Annotated in this window: 19 protein-coding genes and 1 other annotated feature; of the genes, 14 read left to right on the top strand and 5 right to left on the bottom strand. The window is 38.0% G+C overall.

From position 1 onward, the window contains the following. Nucleotides 1–7: 7 nt before the first annotated feature. From thiI to IGJ37_RS11120, 4 genes are all read left to right on the top strand, one after another. Nucleotides 8–1,222, top strand: coding sequence for a tRNA uracil 4-sulfurtransferase ThiI (gene thiI, locus IGJ37_RS11135; protein WP_002359156.1), 1,215 nt, complete (start codon nucleotides 8–10; stop codon nucleotides 1,220–1,222). Between the two features lie 129 nt (nucleotides 1,223–1,351). After that, entirely contained in the window at nucleotides 1,352–1,999 is a 648-nt protein-coding gene (locus IGJ37_RS11130; protein WP_002365189.1) for a redox-sensing transcriptional repressor Rex, read from the top strand. A 63-nt stretch (nucleotides 2,000–2,062) separates the two neighbouring features. Further along, entirely contained in the window at nucleotides 2,063–2,551 is a 489-nt protein-coding gene (gene tpx / locus IGJ37_RS11125) for a thiol peroxidase (RefSeq protein WP_002355111.1), read from the top strand. A gap of 49 nt (nucleotides 2,552–2,600) precedes the next feature. Further along, nucleotides 2,601–2,840, top strand: a binding site (T-box leader). 102 nt (nucleotides 2,841–2,942) lie between these two features. Further along, complete coding sequence (locus IGJ37_RS11120) at nucleotides 2,943–5,585, top strand: valine--tRNA ligase (RefSeq protein WP_252671691.1); 2,643 nt, start codon at nucleotides 2,943–2,945, stop codon at nucleotides 5,583–5,585. A gap of 46 nt (nucleotides 5,586–5,631) precedes the next feature. On the opposite strand, the gene IGJ37_RS11115 is transcribed toward IGJ37_RS11120, so the two are convergent. Then, complete coding sequence (locus IGJ37_RS11115; protein WP_002355114.1) at nucleotides 5,632–6,231, bottom strand: TVP38/TMEM64 family protein; 600 nt, start codon at nucleotides 6,229–6,231, stop codon at nucleotides 5,632–5,634. Continuing rightward, a complete protein-coding gene (locus tag IGJ37_RS11110; RefSeq protein WP_252671690.1) occupies nucleotides 6,224–8,788 on the bottom strand; it encodes a YfhO family protein in 2,565 nt (854 codons plus the stop codon). The genes IGJ37_RS11115 and IGJ37_RS11110 overlap by 8 nt, the downstream gene beginning before the upstream one ends. A gap of 248 nt (nucleotides 8,789–9,036) precedes the next feature. Here IGJ37_RS11110 and IGJ37_RS11105 point away from each other — a divergent pair, with 248 nt between their 5' ends. From IGJ37_RS11105 to IGJ37_RS11090, 4 genes are all read left to right on the top strand, one after another. Beyond that, nucleotides 9,037–10,359 (top strand): bifunctional folylpolyglutamate synthase/dihydrofolate synthase, encoded by a 1,323-nt coding sequence (locus IGJ37_RS11105; RefSeq protein WP_325815269.1) that lies wholly within the window; start codon nucleotides 9,037–9,039, stop codon nucleotides 10,357–10,359. Continuing rightward, a complete protein-coding gene (locus IGJ37_RS11100; protein ID WP_002398690.1) occupies nucleotides 10,343–11,002 on the top strand; it encodes an HAD family hydrolase in 660 nt (219 codons plus the stop codon). The genes IGJ37_RS11105 and IGJ37_RS11100 overlap by 17 nt, the downstream gene beginning before the upstream one ends. 55 nt (nucleotides 11,003–11,057) lie before the next feature. Beyond that, nucleotides 11,058–11,756: a RadC family protein gene (gene radC, locus IGJ37_RS11095; protein WP_002365188.1), complete on the top strand. Its 699-nt coding sequence runs from the start codon at nucleotides 11,058–11,060 to the stop codon at nucleotides 11,754–11,756. A 153-nt stretch (nucleotides 11,757–11,909) separates the two neighbouring features. Then, nucleotides 11,910–12,110, top strand: coding sequence for a cold-shock protein (locus IGJ37_RS11090; protein WP_002355121.1), 201 nt, complete (start codon nucleotides 11,910–11,912; stop codon nucleotides 12,108–12,110). A gap of 105 nt (nucleotides 12,111–12,215) precedes the next feature. On the opposite strand, the gene rnjA is transcribed toward IGJ37_RS11090, so the two are convergent. From rnjA to IGJ37_RS11075, 3 genes are all read right to left on the bottom strand, one after another. Next, a complete protein-coding gene (gene rnjA, locus IGJ37_RS11085) occupies nucleotides 12,216–13,901 on the bottom strand; it encodes a ribonuclease J1 (RefSeq protein ID WP_002355122.1) in 1,686 nt (561 codons plus the stop codon). Between the two features lies 1 nt (nucleotide 13,902). Then, complete coding sequence (locus IGJ37_RS11080; protein WP_002355123.1) at nucleotides 13,903–14,115, bottom strand: DNA-directed RNA polymerase subunit epsilon; 213 nt, start codon at nucleotides 14,113–14,115, stop codon at nucleotides 13,903–13,905. 305 nt (nucleotides 14,116–14,420) lie between these two features. Then, complete coding sequence (locus IGJ37_RS11075; protein ID WP_002355126.1) at nucleotides 14,421–14,807, bottom strand: YbaN family protein; 387 nt, start codon at nucleotides 14,805–14,807, stop codon at nucleotides 14,421–14,423. Nucleotides 14,808–15,035: 228 nt separating this feature from the next. On the opposite strand from IGJ37_RS11075, the gene efrA reads away from it, so the two are divergent. The 6 genes from efrA to mltG all read left to right on the top strand — a co-directional run bounded on the left by efrA (nucleotide 15,036) and on the right by mltG (nucleotide 22,773). After that, a complete protein-coding gene (efrA, locus tag IGJ37_RS11070; protein ID WP_010710228.1) occupies nucleotides 15,036–16,763 on the top strand; it encodes a multidrug efflux ABC transporter subunit EfrA in 1,728 nt (575 codons plus the stop codon). Beyond that, nucleotides 16,760–18,529 (top strand): multidrug efflux ABC transporter subunit EfrB, encoded by a 1,770-nt coding sequence (gene efrB, locus IGJ37_RS11065; protein WP_002365186.1) that lies wholly within the window; start codon nucleotides 16,760–16,762, stop codon nucleotides 18,527–18,529. Before efrA ends, efrB begins: the two co-directional genes overlap by 4 nt. Before the next feature lie 242 nt (nucleotides 18,530–18,771). Further along, nucleotides 18,772–19,263, top strand: a complete 492-nt coding sequence (locus tag IGJ37_RS11060; protein ID WP_002355129.1) for a gamma carbonic anhydrase family protein — start codon at nucleotides 18,772–18,774, stop codon at nucleotides 19,261–19,263. Between the two features lie 13 nt (nucleotides 19,264–19,276). Next, nucleotides 19,277–20,428, top strand: coding sequence for a non-hydrolyzing UDP-N-acetylglucosamine 2-epimerase (gene wecB, locus IGJ37_RS11055; protein WP_301555040.1), 1,152 nt, complete (start codon nucleotides 19,277–19,279; stop codon nucleotides 20,426–20,428). Nucleotides 20,429–20,502: 74 nt separating this feature from the next. Continuing rightward, nucleotides 20,503–21,180, top strand: coding sequence for an HAD family hydrolase (locus IGJ37_RS11050; protein WP_002386325.1), 678 nt, complete (start codon nucleotides 20,503–20,505; stop codon nucleotides 21,178–21,180). A 207-nt stretch (nucleotides 21,181–21,387) separates the two neighbouring features. After that, nucleotides 21,388–22,773: an endolytic transglycosylase MltG gene (mltG, locus tag IGJ37_RS11045; RefSeq protein WP_002407365.1), complete on the top strand. Its 1,386-nt coding sequence runs from the start codon at nucleotides 21,388–21,390 to the stop codon at nucleotides 22,771–22,773. Nucleotides 22,774–22,842 lie beyond the last annotated feature (69 nt).

The following is a 22,842-nucleotide window of genomic DNA, read 5'->3' as shown; positions in this document are numbered from 1 at the left end:
ATAGAAAGTGAAATATACAGAAATTATGGTTCGCTATGGCGAATTATCAACTAAAGGAAAAAATCGTAAAACGTTTATCATGCAGTTAGCACAAAATGTGAAACGTGCGTTAGCTGATTTTCCAGCATTGAAAATCCATGCAGATCGAGATAGAATGCATATTTTATTAAATGGGGAAGATAGTGAAGAAGTGATTCCGAAACTAAGTAAAGTGTTTGGAATTCAAAATTTTTCACCAAGTATTCGTATTGAAAAAGAAATGCCAGCGATTCGTGCAATGGTTCAAGAGGTTGTTCGGGAAGTTTATACGCCAGGTAAGACGTTTAAAATTACTGCTAAACGTTCGGACCATTCATTTGAACTTGATTCAAATGGCTTGAATCAAGAATTAGGTGGGGCTGTTATTGAAGCCATCCCGGAAATTCAAGTACAAATGAAAAAGCCTGATATTAACTTAAGAATTGAAATTCGTAAAGATGCGGCGTATTTATCTTATGAAACGATTCGTGGTGCGGGTGGATTGCCAGTGGGCACCAGTGGTCGTGGTATGTTGATGTTGTCAGGAGGCATTGATTCACCAGTTGCAGGTTATTTAGCTATGAAACGTGGCGTGGAAGTGGAAGCTGTCCATTTTGCTAGTCCACCTTATACAAGTGAACAAGCGTTACAAAAGGCTAAAGATTTAGCTGAAAAATTAGTCCCTTATGTAGGAACTATTCAATTTATTGAAGTGCCCTTTACAGAAATTCAAGAAGAAATAAAACGAGTTGTTCCCCAAGGCTACTTAATGACCATTACACGACGTTTAATGTTACGCTTAACAGATGCAATTCGTGAAATGCGGAAAGGTTTAGTCATTATTAATGGTGAATCGTTAGGACAAGTGGCTTCGCAAACACTTCAAAGTATGGTAGCAATTAATGAGGTTACTTCAACACCGATAATTCGACCTGTTGTTTCAATGGATAAGACAGAAATTATCGAAATTGCCGAAAAAATTGACACGTTTGAATTAGCCATCCAACCCTTCGAAGATTGTTGTACAATTTTTGCGCCACCGCAACCGAAAACACGACCTCGCTTGGATAAAGCGCAAGATTATGAAGCGCGCTTAGACTTGGAAGGTTTAATGGCTCGGGCCTTAGAAGGACTCAAAATTACAGAGATTTCAGCAGAAACAGCGAAAGATAAACAAGAAGACGAATTTGCAGATTTCCTATAAGAAATAAATACAGTGACGGTCGCTTAGACGTCACTGTATTTATTTTGTACTTATTTCACAAACAAGTTGCTCGGAGAGGGGAACCGTGATAAACTGAATATGTGAAGTAGGTAACAAGGAGGACAGAGGATGGAGAAAAAAATGCCTAAAGCAACGGCAAAACGTTTGCCGGTTTATTTACGTTATTTAAAAATGTTAGGGGATTCTGGTGTTAAACGCATTAAATCACGAGAGTTTAGTGAAATGATCCAGATTCCTTCTGCAACGATTCGGCGTGATTTTTCCCACGTTGGTGAACTGGGCCGAAGCGGTTATGGTTACGATGTGCCGTATTTAATTGAGGTATTTAGTAATATTTTAAATACGCAAGAAGAAAAAAGAATTGCTCTGATTGGTTGTGGCAATTTAGGCAAGGCATTATTAAAAAATAATTTTAGACGCAACGAGAATTTGAATATTGTCTGTGCTTTTGATAATGATTCGGCTTTAGTTGGCACCACGATTAATGGATTATTAGTTCATGATATGTCTGAGTTAGAAGCATTCGTTCGACAAGAAGGGGTCACGGTAGCCATTTCTACAGTACCAAGTCACCATGCTCAAAAAGCCATCGACAAAATTGTACAAGCGGGTGTGACTGCGATTTTAAATTTTGCGCCAGACCGTGTCAGTGTGCCAGCCAACGTTAGTGTGCAGTATATTGATTTAACAACGGAACTGCAAACACTGATTTATTTTAATGAAACTTTTTCACTAGCAAATAGCCCAAAGCAATAAAATTGTCTTCATAAAAATCCTCTACTATACTTATTATTGAAAGTGGAAAAGGAGGATTTCAGAATGAATGTTACAAGAAAAGGGCACGTATTAGAATTGACAGGTGAGCAGCCTAAAGTTGGCACAAAAGCCCCCGTCTTTTCTTTGAAAAATTTAAACAACCAAGAAATCAACTTGGCAGATTATAAAGGTAAAACGGTTTTAATTAGTGTGGTTCCTGATATCGACACACGTGTTTGTTCACTGCAAACGAAACGTTTCAATCAAGAAGCGGCGAAATTAGACGGTGTTCAGATTATCACGATTTCCAATAACACAGTTGAAGAACAAGCAAATTGGTGTGCCGCTGAGGGTGTCGAAATGGAAATGCTTCATGATACTGAAGACTCATTTGGTGCAGCTTATGGTTTGTATATTCCAGAAATGGGCCGTTTAGCACGTGCTATTTTTGTGATTGACCCAGAAGGAACGTTAGTTTATGAAGAAATCGTCTCAGAAGTTTCGTCGGAACCCGATTATCAACAAGCGTTAGAAGCTGCAAAAAAAGTGTAATCCCTCTAGATTACAAATTGACTTTGCTTGCGCTTCATTGTAGAATGAAGCAAAGACAGCGAACAAGAGGAGTATCATTGGCGTCGTTTTAGAGAAAAAGTCGTTCAGGTGCAAGACTTTTACACAACCAGTGAGAAGGTAGCTTGTGAGTCAATGGTTTGAACACAGTACGTTAGTAGAACGATTCGTTTCGTGAACGTTATCTCACGAATGAGTGGCATTTGAATGAATTCAATTCAAATGCAATTTAGGTGGTACCGCGTAAATAAGATGAATCTACGCCCTAAAATACGAAAGTATTTTAGGGCGTATTTTAGTGTTTAGCCAAAAAAACTCATTTGTAAAATAATTACCGCTCCAAATCGCGTATTTTAAGAAAGAAGGGGAAAAAATGTCAGAAGAAAAAAACTTACCAACGAAATATCAACCGACAGAAATCGAAGCTGGCCGTTATCAAAAATGGCTAGATCAAGATTTATTTAAACCAAGTGGCGACAAAAAAGCGAAGCCCTATTCAATTGTTATTCCACCACCTAATGTAACAGGGAAGCTACACTTAGGACATGCTTGGGATACAACATTACAAGATATGATTATCCGCCAAAAAAGAATGCAAGGCTTTGATACGTTATGGCTGCCAGGAATGGACCATGCCGGAATTGCCACGCAAGCAAAAGTAGAAGAGAAACTAGCACAAAAAGGAATTTCACGTTACGACTTAGGTCGTGAAAAATTTGTTGATCAAGTGTGGGAATGGAAAGAAGAATACGCTTCTCATATTCGTGAGCAGTGGGCAAAAATGGGCCTTTCTTTAGATTACAGCCGTGAACGTTTTACTTTAGATGAAGGGCTATCTGAGGCCGTTCGTAAAGTGTTTGTCTCTCTTTACGAGAAAGATTTGATTTACCGTGGTGAATATATCATTAACTGGGATCCAAAAGCGAAAACAGCATTGTCTGATATTGAAGTAATCCATAAAGATATTGAAGGAGCTTTTTACCACATGAGCTACCCATTATCAGATGGTTCTGGCGTTGTTGAAATTGCGACAACGCGTCCTGAAACAATGTTGGGAGATACGGCGATTGCGGTCCATCCAGAAGATGAACGGTATCAGGAACTTATTGGTAAGACAGTTGTCTTGCCATTAGTAGATAAAGAAATTCCAATTATTGCAGATGACTATGTAGATATGGAATTTGGAACAGGGGTTGTAAAAATAACACCTGCCCATGATCCAAATGACTTTGAAGTCGGTAATCGTCATGACTTACCTCGAGTAAATGTTATGAACGAAGACGGCACGATGAATGAACTGGCTGGAAAATACGAAGGAATGGATCGTTTTGCCGCACGTAAAGCGATTGTCTCCGACTTGAAAGAACTAGGTCGCTTAATTAAGATCGAAACAATGAATCACAGCGTGGGCCATTCAGAACGAACAGGCGTTGTCGTGGAACCACGTTTATCGACCCAATGGTTTGTAAAAATGGGACCATTAGCTGAAAAAGCAATGAAAAATCAAGAAACAGAAGACGCTGTTGAATTTTATCCACCACGCTTCAATCAAACATTTTTACGTTGGATGGAAAATGTACATGACTGGGTTATTTCGCGACAATTATGGTGGGGCCACCAAATTCCTGCTTGGTATCACAAAGAAACGGGCGAGATGTATGTTGGGATGGAAGCGCCAGCCGACAGTGAAAATTGGGTTCAAGATAGTGACGTCTTAGATACATGGTTTAGTTCTGCTTTATGGCCATTTTCAACGATGGGTTGGCCAGATGAAGCAAGCGAAGATTATCAACGTTACTTCCCAACAAGCACATTAGTTACTGGCTATGACATCATCTTCTTCTGGGTAAGTCGTATGATTTTCCAAAGCTTAGAGTTTACAGGCGAACGTCCCTTCCAAAATGTCTTAATTCACGGCTTAATTCGTGATGAGCAAGGACGCAAAATGAGTAAATCATTGGGGAATGGGATTGATCCAATGGATGTCATCGAAAAATATGGCGCAGATGCGTTACGTTGGTTCTTATCAAATGGTTCAGCACCTGGTCAAGATGTTCGTTTTAGTTATGAAAAAATGGATGCTTCTTGGAACTTTATCAATAAGATCTGGAATGCAAGTCGCTTCGTTATCATGAATGTAGAAGGTATGACTGCTGCAGATATTGACTTTAGTGGTGAAAAGACTGTCGCTGATCGTTGGATTTTAACGCGCTTAAACGAAACAGTCGCCCGTGTGACAGAATTATTTGATCGCTTTGAATTCGGTGAAGCAGGTCGCCAATTATACAACTTCATCTGGGATGATTTCTGTGATTGGTATATTGAAATGAGTAAAGAAATTCTTTACGGAGACAATGAAGCAGCTAAACAAACAACACGGAGCATCTTGGTGTACACATTGGATCAAATCTTACGCTTATTGCATCCAATTATGCCGTTTGTAACAGAAGAAATTTGGGAAAAAATTCCGCATCAAGGTGAGTCATTGGTTGTGGCAGAGTACCCAGTTGTTCATGAAGAATTTAACGATGAAGCAGCAGCTCGAGGAATGGAAGTTCTGAAAGAAGTTATTCGTTCGGTTCGGAATATTCGAGCAGAAGTGAATACACCACTTTCTAAACCAATTACTTTGTTAATTAAAACAAACGATACAGAAGTAGAAGAATTTTTAACAGCTAATACTAGCTACTTGGAACGCTTCTGTAACCCAGAGGAATTAGTCATCAGTCGTGAAATAGAAGCGCCAGAATTAGCCATGTCCGCTGTATTAACAGGCGCAGAACTATTCCTACCATTAGCTGGGTTGATTAATATCGAGGAAGAAATTGCTCGCTTAGAAAAAGAATTAGACAAATGGACAAAAGAAGTCAAACGTGTGCAAGGCAAACTTTCAAATGAACGTTTTGTGTCAAATGCACCAGATGAGGTCGTGGAAGCAGAACGTGCAAAAGAAAAAGACTACCTTGAAAAACAAGAGGCTGTCAAAGAACGGATTGCCCAATTACGTTCAATCTAAAAAAGAAAAGACAACAAAACCAAACGTTGGTTTTGTTGTCTTTTTGTTATAATTTGCCAAATAATTGAAACAAATACAACATTAAATAGCTGTAAGTAGCCACAGACCAGAATTTCAATAAAAGAACAATTTTCATGAATTCTTTTAAAGAAATATCTGTAATTCCCGCCACTAAACAAACAATATCATCTGGAGCGAAGGGGACTAACATAGTAAAGATTAAGAGCTTTTTGACATTGTGTTCATTTTTGTCCAAAATCTCTTCAAATTTTTTGTATTTATTGGGAGAAAGGATTATTTTTACAAAGCTACGTCCATAGTAACGAACTAGTAAAAAGCCAATAAACTCACCAATAATCAACCCAAGATAGCTATACAAAAGGCCTTGCAAATTGCCAAACATCAACATTCCTGCAACAGAAGAGATTCCTCCAGGTAGAATAGGGATAATCACTTGGACGATTTGTAAAAGAATGAAACACAGAACCGCATAGTTACCAAACTGTTTAATAAAAGCTTGCAAGGAAGCAACAGAATGAAAAATTCCTCTGGAATATCCCCATAAAATTAAGCCGAAGAAAAGCACCAGTCCAACTAGGGGTAACCACCGAATGAGTCCATTTAAAAATTTTTTCTGATTAGTCATGAGTGGCCTCCTGACGTTTTCGACGGTATTTTTTAAAGCCAAGATAACCAGCCGTTCCCAGTAAAATCGTTCCGCTGACGGCAGTGCCAAGATAAATCATTCTTGGATGATAGGCAAAGGTTAACTGCTGTTTGCCAGCAGGGACTTCAACAGCTAAAAAGCCACCTAGAATGCGTTGTGTTTTTAAGGGTTCTTTTTGTAGCGACGATTTGACTTGCCAATCTTGGTCATAAGGAATGGACGTATACAGTAACTGAGTGTCATTTCCAGGTACATTCAGTGCGCCATTTAAATGGCCTTTTTTAGTTGCATTCACGTGAAGAGCTTGTTGGCGTAATTTGTCAACCGCACGATTAAAGGCTGTTTGGTCTAAAGTTTGAAGTTGCCAATTGGTTAAATCAACCACTTGTTCAGCAGTTAGTGACAGGGTCACGGTAGTTCCTTTTTCAAAATGCCCTAAATTGAACAGTTGATTGGTTGCAATATAAATCGGCGTCGAGATAACTTGTTGGTTTACCTTCAATTGTGTAACTTTTTTCCATTTTAAATTCGGAATATAAAGATGCAAGTCACCAGTGCTATTCACTTTAAAGGTTGCTTCAATTGTTTCGTTGGTATGATGAGGTTCATTTATCAACGAAGCTGTTTTAAAGTAAGGTTTATCCGTCGGCACGAGCGTTTGCAGGAGTTCTTCTTGGGCATCTAAAGGATTATTTTTTGCTAATTTTAACTTGGTTAATGCGGTTGGCGTCAAAAAGCCCATACCGATCGCTTCATCATTTTCCATGATTTTCGTGGAACCAACTGTTTTTAGCAATTTTTCACTCGTAGTTTTTTCAATTGGTAAAAAGTCATATTTCACATTTAAAAGTAAATTAGTTAGTTGTGAATTATCCACATAAGCAATCCGGCGATCATTTTTTCGATATAAACCTAGCGCACTTAATGTGTCTTGGGTAGTGGCAGTTAAAGTCGAAGTATAGCTAGAAACGCCAGCATAGCCATAAAGTAAAGGATTATTGTAGCCGTTATTGATTTCACGGAACCCTGTTTCTTTGGAAGGAATGACTTGTTTCATGCGATAAAGTTCTGGTGCTGAGGCCATTTTTTCATCGATTAATTGGCTGTGTTTTCGGTAATCTTGGGCAAATGTTGCTTGGCTACCAAAGGGCATGTGTTTAAAAGAAATCCAGAAATTCGTTGTTAATTCTGTGCTGACCAGTAAGAATAAAGCCACGACTACATAGTTTCTTAAGGCCTTTTTGTGTGCTAAACGCAAGCAAAAGAAAATCAACCAAATAAAAAATAAACTTAGCCATAAATAATTGATCGAAATTAAGAGATTCTTTTGTGGACCATAATACAAAGATCCGTAGCCAATGACTAACAGCAGACTAAAAATAATAGGTGCGGTCCAAGGAATGGTCACTTTTTTAAGCCAAACTTCATAGGCAAAGACAATCAATAAAAAGCTAAAGATAAAGACATTTCGGTAAGGGAAACCAGCTGGGCTTTGAAACATGTGCCAGACAGTATTAAAGGCTTCTAACCAAAAGCTTAAAAAGAGAATGAATAAAAGAATTGCTGAAGCTATTCTTTCTTTTAACGCAATTTGTTTCGTTTGAAAATAGGCAACACAGAGGAGTGTCACAAATAATCCAGCAAAAACGGTTGGTAAATGGTCTAAACGCAACTCATAATTAATAGAACCTAAGCCTAATTGCGAGAAAAACGAAGTGTTGAACTTAGGCGTTAAAAAGAACGTCGAGACATCAAAATCTGCTTTTTTTGTATAGAGCATCCCTTCTGCTGCAGGTAATAATAAAAAGCTAGTTGCAGTTCCTGTTAAAAAAGAAACGAGGATGAATAACGGACTTTGTTTAAAAAATTGCCGAATAGCATGGGCTTGGGTATTCTTTTTAAAGAACCAATAGATACTGTACAAAACAGCAAAGAGACAAATCATATAACCCATGTAGTAATTCGTCACAATCGCTAAAAACAGGGTTATACTGTATAAGCCCCATTTGCGTTGATCCCATAAACGTTGGAGTCCCAATAAGATAAGCGGGAATAGAATCAGTGCATCCAACCACATAAAGTTTTGGCTATAGACGGTGACAAAGCCACAGAAACTATAGGACGTTGAAAAAAGTAACGTGGTGCCATCAACTTTTTGATAGGTGTATTTTAAATAGCTAAACATCGTCGTGCCCATCAAGGCAAGTTTTAAGGTAATAATCCATAAAATTGCTATAGGTAATTGTTCATAAGGAAAAAAGAAAGCCAACACATTAAAAGGGCTCAGTAAGTAATAGGCTGCCAAAGGAACAATCGACTCACCAATCTCATTGGAAAAAGAGTAGAATGTAGTTATTCCCTCGTGAAAAGAGCGTTTTAAAAAACTCAAGAAAGGCATGTATTGTGTGCCTAAATCACTAACTAATAAGTTGTTGTCACCAAAAGGCGCAAGTTGTAATGTCATCCATACAAGCAATAGAAGTAAAAACGGCAAGAAAAAACTTCCTAACCATAAAAGCTTCGATTTGTTTTTCATCAAAATAAGTCCACCTTTATAAAAAAATCATGAATAAGCGTGTTGAACGCTCTAAAAATAGTTTTTAATTGGCTGGCTGGAATGAACCATCCAGAATGTTAGTTTACCATAAGTTCATTAATGTATCCGCTAATAACGCAAAATTATGAAAAATGCAAAAAATTTTCAAGAAAAAGTTTCAATTGGTTATTAGTGAAAAAGTCACCTAACTTGGTTATAATGTAGAAGAAGACAAGGAGTTGGACAAGATGCAATTAACAATAGAAGAAGCCATTGAATGGATTCATAGCCGGTTACCCTTTGGCTCAAGACCTGGTTTGGATCGGATTAATGCGTTATTAGAAAAAATTGATCATCCAGAAAACAAAGTGCCAACGATTCATATCGCAGGAACCAATGGTAAAGGCTCAACCGTGACATATTTACGCTGTCTATTAGAAGAAATGGGCTTGAAAGTCGGAACCTTTACCTCTCCTTATATTGAATCATTTAATGAAAGAATTGCGATAAATGGTCAACCAATTTCAGACGAACAATTGATTACCTATGTGGAAAAGTATCAACCAATCATTCAAGAATTAGACCAGATCACTGAAGTGGCTGGAATTACAGAATTCGAAACATTGACAGGAATGGCCTTGGACTATTTCGTGAATGAACAAGTGGATATCGCAGTTGTTGAAGTTGGCTTAGGTGGATTACTTGATAGCACCAATGTCGTGAAGCCATTATTGACGGGAATTACGACAATTGGGAAGGATCACACAGAAATTTTAGGTGAAACAATTGCTGAAATTGCCTATCAAAAAGCGGGGATTATTAAAGAAAAAGTCCCAGTAGTAACAGGCAACATTTGTGCTGATGCGCTAGCAGTCATTGAAAAAGTCGCACAAGAAAAACAGAGTCCAATTTTTCGTTTTGGCAAAGAGTATCAAGTGGAATATCTACATCCTGATACACAATGGGGGGAAGTATTTAATTTCTATGGAGAAATGGGCAAACTGACAAAAATTAAAGTTCCCTTGTTGGGGCGTCACCAAGTAGAAAACGCGGCGGTAGCTATTCAATTATTTGACAAGTATTGCCAACTACAACATTTGCCGTTTAAAGAACGAGACATTACTCAAGGGTTAGCTAAAGCGCAATGGCCAGCTCGAATGGAACGTCTTAGTGATGAACCGTTGATTGTTTTAGATGGTGCCCACAATGATCATGCAGTAAAACGCTTAGTTGAAAACTTGCGCAAAGAGTTTCCACAACACACGATTCATATTTTATTTTCAGCTTTAGCAACTAAAGATGTAGATGAGATGATTCAGGACTTAAAGCAAGTACCGAATGCGCATCTTTACTTAACTAGCTTTGATTACCCTAAAGCTATTGCACTTACAGAAATGGAAAAATATGAAGACGATTTAACAGAAATTGTGTCTTTATGGCAATTTGGCTTAGGCGAAATTTTAGAAAAAATGTCGACAGATGATTTATTATTAGTAACAGGTTCATTATATTTTGTTTCTCAAGTAAGAGAATTACTTTTAACTATAGGAGGAAATGATGAAGAAATTTGATGGCGTAATTTTTGATATGGATGGTTTGCTTTTTGATACGGAGTTGATTTACTATACATCTACTCAAAAAGTAGCAGATGCAATGGGGTTACCATATAGTAAAGAAGTCTATTTAGACTATGTTGGGATTTCAGATGAAGAAGTACAAGAGAATTACCGACGTATTTATGCATCCTATGGTCACGACACAGTGGAAGAATTTATCCGCCGTTCTTATGATGATACCTTGCAAGAGTTTCAATCTGGTAACGTCCCTTTAAAACCAGGGGTGGTGGAATTCCTTGACTTTTTAGATGATCAAAAAATTCCTCGATTAGTTGCTTCAAGTAACGTCCGTCCAGCAATTGAAATGTTATTAAGCCATGCTGGGATTCAGGATCGTTTTGTAGGGATCGTTTCAGCAGAGGATGTTAAACGAGCAAAACCGGACCCAGAAATTTTTCAAAAAGCTCGTCAACTTTTAGGAACAGAAGCCCCGAAAACCTTGATTTTCGAAGACTCATTTCATGGGGTAAGTGCGGCTCATAGTGCGGGCATTCCAGTGATCATGGTACCTGATTTATTGCAACCAACTGAAGTTATCCAAGAGAAAACATTACATGTCTTGGAGAGTTTACATCAAGCGCCACATTATTTAAAATAATAAAAACAACACTCCTTTGCGTAGTTTATTAATGACTAGCAAAGGAGGTTTTTTTATGCAAGTATCGGATCTGTTTATTCGTGAGATGCCGAGTGATTGTTTACCACGAGAACGGCTCTTGGCGATAGGAGAAAAAGCATTATCGAATCAAGAGTTGTTGGCGATTCTGTTACGTACTGGTTCAAAAGAAGCAGACGTGATGACTGTTGCCGCAACGCTGTTAAAACAGTTTAAGCAGCTTTCTTATTTGCAGCAAGCCACGTTGAACGAGTTAATGGCTATTAAAGGCATTGGTCAAGTGAAAGCCATTGAATTACGTGCGGCTATTGAATTGGGGTGTCGAATTTATCAAAGTAGTCAAATCAAATTTGGCAAAGTTACGTCCAGTCAACAAGTCGCTCAACGATTACTCCAAGAGATGAAGGGGCTGCAACAAGAACATTTAATTTGTATTTACTTGAATACCAAGAATGACATTATCCAACAGAAAACGATTTTCAAAGGATCACTGAATCAAAGTATTGCTCATCCACGCGAAATTTTTCGGGAAGCGGTTAAATATTCATCTGCTCGCATACTATTAGCTCATAATCATCCATCTGGCAATCCGACACCGTCTCCACAAGATATCCAATTTACCAAACGAATGGAAGAATGTGGCGAAATGATGGGGATTCAATTGTTGGATCATATTATTGTTGGTGATAGCGGATACATTAGTTTGAGAGAAGAGAATTTTTTTGCTTCAGAATGAGGACAATTCTTGCAAAAATATTTTATCACGTGTAAAATGATAGGGTAATCTTGTTTGGAATTATGTAGACTTTTTAAATTTTTTTAAATATTCTATTGGAAGCGAGCAAAGTTACGACTATTTATGTGCAAATGCACGAGGAGGAACAAAAGAATGGAACAAGGAACAGTAAAATGGTTTAACGCAGAAAAAGGTTTTGGGTTTATCTCACGCGAAGACGGAAGCGACGTATTCGTACACTTCTCAGCTATCCAAGGTGATGGTTTCAAAACTTTAGAAGAAGGTCAAGCAGTGACTTTTGATGTTGAAGATTCAGACCGTGGCCCTCAAGCAGTTAACGTAGAAAAAAACTAATAAAAAATAATCCAAAAACACCTAACATGCGTTAGGTGTTTTTTTGTTAGAAAAAATAGAGAAGAAAAATGGACAAGCATTTTTCTTCTCTATTAAATGAGAGCTTTATTGATCACTAACTGTGGCAGTCATAATCATTGGCAGAATCATTGGATGACGTTCTGTTTGTTCAAACAAGAAAGGCTGTAAAGCGGTCGTCATGGCTTCGCCTAATTTTGCTTCGGTACAGTTTTTATCTTTCATTGCTTCACGTAGAGCATTGAATAAAAGACGTTGGCCTTCATGAATCATATCACCAGACTCACGCATGTAGACAAAACCACGGGAAAGAATGTCTGGACCAGCCATAATTTCTTTATTTTTAATATCAACTGTTGCTACCGCTAAAACTAAACCTTCTTCAGATAAGATACGACGATCCCGTAAAACAACATTCCCGATATCACCGACACCATTTCCATCAACGTACACGTCATTAGCGTTGAAGTGACCAGCAGGACGTGCGCTATCAGCCGTTAAAGCTAAGACATCGCCGTTGCCCATGATAAAGCAATTTTCTTCAGGAACCCCTGTATCTTGAGCGAGCGAAGCATGGATTTTTAACATTCTAAATTCACCATGAACAGGCATGAAATATTTAGGCTTCATCAAACGAAGCATTAATTTTTGCTCTTCTTGTCCACCGTGACCAGAAGTATGGATATTATTGATTTTTCCGTGGATAACTTCTGCACCGGCTTCAGATAATAAGTTGATTAAACGGTTAACGCTTGTCGTATTCCCAGGAATTGGTGAACTTGAGAAAACAACCGTATCGCCTGGTTGAATACTAATTTGGCGATGTGTACCGTTAGCAATCCGACTAAGCGCGGCCATAGGTTCTCCTTGAGAGCCAGTACATAAAATCATTGTTTCATTTGCTGGCAATTGATTCAGTTCCGCCGCATCGACAAACGTTCCTTTTGGCACTTTGATGTAGCCTAAGCGTTCGCCATTGACAATGGCATTTTCCATGCTACGACCAAAAACAGCAATTTTGCGACCTGTTTTCACGGCTGCATCAGCAGCTTGTTGTAAACGGAAAATGTTTGAAGCAAAACTGGCAAAGATAATCCGACCATCAATTTTTTCAAAGATTTTTAAAATAGAGGTCCCAATTGTTTTTTCGGATTTTGTAAAGGTGGGTATTTCAGCATTGGTACTGTCTGAAAGAAGACAAAGGACGCCTTCTTCACCTAATTTCGCCATTCTGTGTAAGTTGGCTGGCTCACCAACGGGTGTAAAGTCAAACTTAAAGTCACCTGTTGCGACAATGTTACCAGAAGGCGTTTTAACCACAACGCCCAAGGCATCAGGAATACTGTGAGTCGTCCGGAAAAAGCTAATCGCTGTTTTTCTAAAACGAATCACCGTATCTTCATTAATTTCGTGTAATTCCGCTTCTCGCAATAAACCATGTTCATCTAGTTTGTTGGTAATTAAAGCCAAGGCTAGTGGTCCCGCATAGATTGGGATATTCGCTTGACGTAAAAGATAAGGAACGCCACCAATATGGTCTTCATGACCGTGGGTAATAACGAGTGCTTTGACTTTATGCAAATTTTGAACGATGTAGCTATAATCTGGAATCACGTAGTCAATCCCAAGTAAATCATCTTCTGGGAATTTGATCCCAGCATCAATAATGATAATTTCATCTTGGAATTGTACCCCATATGTGTTTTTTCCAATTTCGCCTAAACCACCGATTGCAAAAACGCCAGTTTCGTTATTTTTTATGTTTACTTTCATGTTAAAACTCCGTTAGAGTGAAGTCCGCATGTTCTTGCTCGTAAGCAAGATGTTTTTCGTCTAATAATTGAACGTATTCAATATTGTATGGGGTATTTTCTTCAACTAATTGGCGCACGATTACATCGCTATCGGCTTCCATGTAAAGAGATTTTGTGTCTTCTCTTTTTGGGTTTCTGATTTTTGTTTCTTGATAGTATACTTTGTAAATCATCGATTCATTTCTCCTTCAGCTACTAATAGTAGCAATTTATAGTTTTTTTCATTTTAAGACAGAAAATTAAACACAACAAAACGAGGTGCTGATCACCTAAAAAAGAATGCTCATCAAAAACATCTGTTAATGATGAAATGAAGCCTCGACTTTGCTTCATTCTGGGTATTTGATTTTATGTGTTCTTTTTTCAACCGTCCCGTGTGTTGTGAATAACAACAATTAAGCTTATTTTATCATAGAATGATAAGGAAGTATAGAAACACTCACTGGACTTTTAAAAAAAACAAACTTCTTGTTTCACCTTATTCTTGATCAAGTTCGAGTGCCTTTTTTTTAGGACGCCAATACCAACTTAAGCCAATCACGTGAGCTAAATAAACAATCGCTAAAGTCGTAGTCATCAACGTATTTCGGACAATTAAACACGGAATGGCAAATAAAAGAAACATGGAAATAAATAGTTTCCATTTACCTTTACGAGTAATTTTTTTCTCGAAGAAGGCTTCTTGGATATATTTTTGATAATAAGAAGAAGCTAAAAATTTGTTATAAAGTTTATCTGAACTACGCATCCAAAAAAAGGCCGTTAATAAATAAAAACCAGTGGTGGGTAAAAGCGGCAAAAAGATTCCTAACGTGCCTAAAGCAAACGTACAGGAACCGAGAAAAATGAAGAATAATTTTTTCATTCAAAGGGTCCTTTCAGTTTTTCCCAATTATGGCACAATCAAAAGGAAGTAGCAATTTTAATCGTATAAGTAAATCATTAAAATTATCTATTTTTTAGAAAATCTAAAAGAGAAAGGATAGAAAGAGAAAGGCTGTTTTTTCTAGCCAGACAGCTTGTATTACCGATTTCTTTTTGATACAGTGGGAGTACTAGAAAATTTAAAGTAAGATAAGAAGGAGATGATTAATTGAAGTTAATGTGGCGTTACACAATGCGTTATAAGAAATTACTTTTCGCTGATTTTATTTGTGTGTTTGGTTTTATTTTAATTGAATTAGGCTTGCCGACCATTTTAGCACGAATGATTGACAAAGGAATTATTCCTAGAGATATGGACTATATTTATCAGCAAGGGATTTGGATGGTTGTAATTACGATTATTGGTGTCGCAATGAATATTTTGCTAGGGTACTTTGGTGCCAGAATTACAACAAACATTGTTCGTGATATTCGTGATGATTTATTTGAAAAGATTCAAACTTTCTCACATAGTGAATATGAAAGTATTGGGGTTTCTTCCTTAATTACGCGAACTACCAATGATGCATACCAAATTATGCTCTTCATGGGAAATATTTTACGTCTTGGCTTTATGACGCCAGTGATGTTTATTGCCAGTCTTTACATGGTGATGCGAACGAGTCCGTCGTTAGGAATGTACGTTTTAGGTGCCTTGCCTTTTCTGCTGCTAGCAGTTGTCGGAATTGCTCGTTTGTCAGAACCGTTATCTAAAAAGCAACAAAAGAACTTAGATGGAATCAATGGGATTTTAAGAGAAAATCTTTCTGGATTGCGGGTAATACGCGCATTTGTTAATGAAAAATTTGAAGAATCTCGTTTTAATAAAGTCAATGAAACTTACACTAAAAGTTCAAAAAGTTTGTTTCGTTTAATGGCAGCAGCCCAACCAGGCTTCTTTTTCTTATTTAATATTGTGATGGTCTTAATCATTTGGAGCGGGACTGTTCAAATCAGCCATGGGGATTTAGAAGTTGGGAATTTAATTGCTTTTATTGAATATATTTTCCATGCGCTGTTCTCGTTTATGTTATTTGCCAGTGTCTTTATGATGTATCCGCGGGCTGCGGTTTCGGCTTCACGGATTCAAGAAGCCTTAGACATGGAACCAGCTATTCGTGAAGAAGAAGGCGTAACAGAAACAGCTACTAAAGGCTATCTAGAGTTTAAAAATGTAACCTTTGCCTATCCTGGACATGCGGAAAGCCCAGTCATCCGCAATGTAAGTTTTAAGGCGTCACCTGGTGAAACAGTGGCCTTTATTGGGAGCACAGGTAGTGGGAAATCAACATTAATTCAATTGATTCCACGGTTTTATGATGTATCAGAAGGTGAAATTTTAATCGATGGAGTGAACGTAAAAGATTACCAACTTAGTGCATTACGCAATAAGATCGGCTATATTCCACAAAAAGCGTTACTTTTTACTGGTACAATTGCTGATAATCTTCGCTACGGTAAGGAAGATGCGACGTTAGAAGAAATGGAACGAGCAATTGACATTGCTCAAGCTACAGAATTTGTTTCACAAAAACCGCAAGGCTATGATGAACCTCTTTCAGAAGGTGGCACGAACTTTTCTGGTGGTCAAAAACAACGTTTAGCTATCGCACGGGCGATTATTCGCAATCCGGAAATTTATATATTTGATGATAGTTTTTCTGCGTTAGATTATCAAACAGATGCAAATTTACGAGCGCGTCTGAAAAAAGAAACAACAGAATCCACTGTTTTAATTGTGGCACAACGTGTTGGAACAATTATGCATGCGGACCGCATTGTTGTTTTAAACGAAGGCGACGTGGTCGGAATTGGCACACATCGTGAATTACTTGAGACTTGTCCAATTTACTATGATATTGCGGCTTCTCAATTGTCAGAGGAGGAATTAGCATGAAACACGCCTTTTCTTCTATGAAACGAATCGGTCGCTATATTAAACCGTACCGAGTGACGTTTTATTTAGTTATTTTATTTACAATATTAACCGTTGCCTTTAATGCAGCGTTGCCTTATTTGACTGGATTACCGACGACAGAAATTAGCCGTAATATTGCGGCCGGCGAATCCATTAATTTTGATTATGTAATCCAATGTTTAATTTGGATTTTAGTTGTGGGAACAGGTTATTGTGTGGCACAATTTTTGTCAGGCTTTTTAATGACGAATGTCGTTCAACAATCCATGCGCGATTTACGTCGAGATATTGAAGAAAAAATCAATCGTTTGCCAGTTTCTTATTTTGATAAGAACCAACAAGGAAATATTTTGTCACGGGTGACGAACGATGTGGATGCTGTCAGCAATGCGATGCAACAAAGTTTTATTAATATCGTTTCGGCAGTCTTAGGGATTGTGATGGCGGTAGTGATGATGTTCTTAATCAATCCGTTGATGGCGATTTTTTCAGTCATTATGATTCCGTTGTCGCTGATTATTTCAAGAACAATTGTTAAAATCTCCCAGAAATATTTCCAAGGAATGCAAAATTCTTTAGGAGACTTAAATGGTTATGTCCAAGAAAATATGACTGGGTTCAGTGTTTTAAAACTATATGGTCGGGAAAAAGAAACCCTTGAAGGCTTTAAACAAGTCAATCATCGTTTAAATGGTTTTGGTTTCAAAGCATCCTTTATCTCAGGATTAATGTTGCCATTGGTTCAGATGACCGCTTATGGGACCTATATCGGGGTAGCTGTCCTTGGTAGTTACTATGTGGTTGCTGGTGTGATCGTAGTGGGGCAATTACAAGCGTTTATTCAATATATTTGGCAAATTAGCCAACCAATGGGGAATATTACGCAGTTGTCTGCAGCTTTACAAAGCGCTTCAGCTTCGACCATGCGGATTTTTGAAATCCTAGATGAACCAGAAGAAGAACTTAACGAACAAGATGTTCCTTTGCCAGAACCTATTTTAGGCTCTGTTGAATTTGAAAATGTCAGCTTTAGTTATGACCCAGAAAAACCGTTAATTCGTAATTTGAACTTTAAAGTTGATGCGGGCCAAATGGTTGCGATTGTGGGACCAACTGGCGCTGGGAAAACAACCTTAATCAATTTGCTAATGCGTTTTTATGATGTAACAGAAGGCGCCATTAAAATTGATGGTATTGATACGAAAAAAATGAACCGTAGTGATGTCCGTTCTGTATTTGGAATGGTATTGCAAGATGCTTGGTTGTATAAAGGTACCATTGCAGATAATATTCGTTTTGGGAAGTTGGATGCCACGGATTATGAAGTTGTGGATGCAGCGAAAACGGCCAATGTGGATCACTTCATTCGGACAATGCCAGATGGGTATGAAATGGAAATCAATTCTGAGGGAGATAACGTTTCCCTTGGTCAAAAACAATTGTTGACCATTGCCCGAGCGGTAATTTCTGATCCAAAAATTTTGATTTTAGATGAGGCGACTAGTTCAGTCGATACACGCTTGGAAGCCTTAATTCAAAAAGCAATGGATCGTGTTATGGAAGGACGAACGAGTTTCGTTATTGCCCACCGCCTATCAACTATTCGTGAAGCTGATTTAATTCTTGTTATGAAACAAGGAGAAATCATTGAAAAAGGTACGCATCATGAGTTGCTGGAACAAGGTGGCTTCTATGAAAAACTATACAATAGTCAATTTGCTGAAGAAGGCGACTATGAGGAATAAAAAGAGGTCGGGACAGAAGCGTTTAACTCCGAGAAATAAGAAGGAATTTCCGAAAATTGTTCTGTAATTTTTGGAGAATTCCGGCTTATTTCCGAAGGAGTTGCTTTTGTTCCCGCCGTTTATCAGTTTTTGAGCGTGGAGCAAAAATCCAAAGTGATTTTTGTCCCACGCTCTTTTCTTGTCTTTTTTACTATGAAAGTGAGGAATTCTTGTCTATACTTAATGAAAAGAGGTGACAGAGTTTGAAAAAAGAATATTTTATTGCTGCTAGTGCAGATGTCTATGGAAACGTACAACTAGCGAAGGATAGTAATATTTGGTTTCAGTCGGTCTTAAGAGGTGACAGTAACACAATTACCATTGGTGAAGGTAGTAATATTCAAGATGGCACGATTATTCATGTTGATGAAGATGCCCCGACAATTGTAGGCAAGTATGTAACGGTGGGCCATCAATGCATGTTACACGGTTGTAAAATCGGTGATGGTGCTTTGATTGGCATGGGTTCAACCATTCTAAATAACGCTATTATTGGAGAAAACAGCCTGATTGGTGCGGGCTCTTTAGTGACAGAAGGCAAAATTATCCCGCCAAATGTTTTAGCATTTGGTCGACCCGCGAAGGTTATCCGTCCGTTAACGGCAGCAGAAATAGCCAGTAATCATACGAACGCCTTACATTATATTCAACGAGCAGAAGAATTTCGCCAACAAAAATACCCGAAACTAACATAGAATTAGGAGGAAAATGATGAAGAAAATTAAAGTAATGACGGTTTTTGGAACACGGCCAGAAGCAATCAAAATGGCTCCCTTAATCAAAGTTTTAGAAGAGCAAAGTCAAGGATTTGACTCTGTAGTAGTCGTAACAGCGCAACATCGCCAAATGTTGGATCAAGTGTTAGAAGATTTTCAAATTACACCGAATCATGATTTAAATATCATGAAAGATGGGCAAACCTTAACAGATATTACAAGTCGTGTTTTGAATTTATTAACTGAGGTTCTTGTGACAGAACAGCCGGATATTGTCTTGGTTCATGGCGATACAACCACGTCATTTGCGGCTGCATTGGCTGCTTTTTATCAACAGATTCCAGTGGGACATGTGGAAGCAGGATTGCGGACCTGGCAAAAATATTCTCCGTTTCCGGAAGAAATGAATCGTCAACTGGTAGATGTGTTAACTGATATTTATTTTGCCCCAACTACTCAAAGTAAGGACAATTTAATCAAAGAAAATCATCCAGAAGAACATATTTATGTGACTGGCAATACAGCGATTGACGCGATGGCGCACACCGTTGATGCCCACTATCAAAATGATTTATTGGAAAAAATCCCTACAGACCAACGCATTGTACTAATCACAATGCATCGTCGTGAAAATTTAGGCCTGCCAATGGCAAATGTTTTTAAAGCTGTTCGTCGACTTGTAATGGAACATCCAGAAATTGAAGTCATTTTCCCTATGCACAAAAATCCCAAAGTCCGTGAAATAGTAGCGGAACACTTAGGTGAATTAGCTCGTGTGCATTTAATTGAACCATTGGATGTCAAAGATTTTCAAAATTTTGCAGCGAAAAGTGCGTTAATTTTAACTGATTCTGGCGGTGTGCAAGAAGAAGCTCCTTCCTTAGGGGTGCCAGTTTTAGTTTTACGAGATACAACGGAACGTCCAGAAGGCGTAGCGGCAGGAACATTGAAATTGGTTGGTACAGACGAACAAGTAGTCTATCAAGAGGCGAAAACATTATTGACTGATTCTGATGCTTACCACGCGATGGCGCATGCACAAAATCCGTATGGGGATGGTCAAGCTAGCCGTCGAATCGTTGAAGCCATTGCCTATGAAATGCAGCAATCAGATAAAAAACCAGATACGTTTACAGCAAAATAAATAAAAAGGCAGAGAAGCGCTGAAAAATGTGCTTCTTTTGCGTATCTTATTTTGAAGAATCAATTAGACAAAAAATGCTAGAAAGTAGTGAAGTGAAGATGTATCAAACGATTTTATTTGATTTAGATGGCACAATTACGGATTCTGGTAGCGGCATTATGCGTTCTATTTTGTACGCAACAGAACAATTAGGCTGGCCAGCTCCTAGCGAGGAGACGTTACGTTCTTTCATAGGGCCGCCTTTATATGAGTCATTTTTGCACATGGCGCCTTCAGCTGAAGCAGCGCAACAAGCCGTGGGTCATTATCGAGCGTATTATCAGAGAAAAGGTATGTTTGAAAATCATGTGTATCCAGGGATCCCAGAGGTACTAACAAGGTTAAAGGAAGCGGGAGCAAAGTTATACATTGCGACTTCCAAGCCAGAAGAATTTGCTAAAAAGATTATTACTCATTTTGATTTAGATCGTTATTTTACAGGCATCTATGGAGCGAGCATGGACGGTCATCGTTCTAAAAAAGCAGATGTGATTCAGTATGCATTAACGGAAGCTCAATTAGACCCAACCAAAGAAGCAATTATCATGGTTGGTGATCGTAATCATGACATTCTTGGTGCTCAACAAAATGGCTTAGATAGTATAGGTGTCTTGTATGGATTTGGTGAAGAAACAGAATTACAAGAGGCGGGAGCGACATTCCTAGTACAATCGCCTAAAGACTTAGGTGCTATTTTGCTACAAAATTCTTAATAGAAAATGGATTTTCGATAAATTTAGGAGGATTTTAAGATTTATTATCGTTTCAATAGAAAAGCGCCATCATAGGCTTTAAACGTTGTCAATGATGAATTTTTTATCGGGGAATGACGGTCTTTTTATTAAAAACATTTAATTTTAAAGAGGTTTCATGTATAATAGTTTCAGTCATAAACGATAGAATAGTAAGGAGGGTTAGTTTTGGCTAATGATAACCAAAATAACCAAGATCCCAAATCTTCGCTTAGAGATCAAGTAACTGGGTCTTTAAAAGGTAGAAATGATGGCGATCAACCTGATTCCTCTGAAAAAAATGATAGGTCTCCCCAACCTTCATATGATGAATCACAAGAAACAGCGAGCCGCACAACACAAACACGTGCAGGTTCTAGAGCTGCTCGAAGACGTGGGAAAGACAAGACAACACAGACAGTCGAAGAGCCAACCCCGATTGAAACAGACGAAAAGCCAACAAATACAAAAAAACAAACACGTAAAAAAGAAGATCGTTTAGTCGGTCGTATCGTGTTAATTGTAGTTTCTGTATTAGTTTTAATGATGGCAATCTTTGGGTTTACTTTTTATAAATATGTAGATGCTGGGCTACAGCCACTAGACAAGAACAATAAGAAGCTTGTTCAAGTGCATATCCCAGAAGGATCTTCTAATAAGCAAATTGCTGCGGTTTTAGAAGAAAGCAACGTCATTAAAAGCGGAATGGTTTTTAACTACTACGTAAAATTTAAAAACTTAACAGATTTTCAAGCGGGCTATTATCAAATGTCTCCAAGCATGACACTCGATGAAATTGGTGAAATGCTAAAAGAAGGAGGCACGCCAGAACCAACTAAAATTGCAGATGGCAAAGTAACGATTCCTGAAGGCTACGATATAGATAAAATTGGCGAAGCTATTGAAAAAAATACAGATTTCAAGAAAGCAGATTTCATTGCATTAATGAAAAACGAAGACTTCTTCAATCAAATGAAGGCTAAGTATCCTGATTTACTTGAAAGTGCTGCAACCGCAGAAGGGGTTCGTTATCGCTTAGAAGGGTATTTATTCCCGGCAACTTATGATTACTACAAAAAAGCAACACTTCCTGAATTTGTCGAACAAATGATTGCTAAAATGAACACAGTAATGGAACAATATACGCCGACAATTCATGCAAAGAATTTAACCAATCAGCAAGTCTTAACGTTAGCTTCATTGGTTGAAAAAGAAGGAGTCAAAGAAGCAGACCGCAAACAAATTGCGCAAGTATTCTTTAACCGCTTGGCTGCCGATATGCCGATCCAATCAGATATTTCTATTTTGTATGCTCTAGGAGAACACAAAGAAACTGTAACGTATGCTGACTTGGAAGTGGACTCGTCTTATAACTTGTATAAAAATACTGGTTATGGACCAGGACCATTAGATAGCCCAAGTGAGGAGTCAATTAAAGCAGTCTTGAATCCGACACCAAGTGACTATTTATACTTTGTAGCAGATATTTCTACAGGAAAAGTCTACTTCTCAAAAACATATGAAGAACATCAAGTATTAGTAGATCAGTATGTCAATAATTCAAGTAGTGAATAAAATGAAAACATAAAAGAGCTTGGTGAATCAATTTTGTATGATTCACCAAGCTTTTAGATACTCAAAAAT

Origin of the sequence: Enterococcus sp. AZ104, from assembly GCF_050546705.1 — a bacterium.
Taxonomy (GTDB): Bacteria; Bacillota; Bacilli; order Lactobacillales; family Enterococcaceae; genus Enterococcus; species Enterococcus faecalis.
The sequence above is the reverse complement of the archived record's forward strand: the minus strand, read 5'-3'. Positions and strand labels throughout refer to the sequence as shown.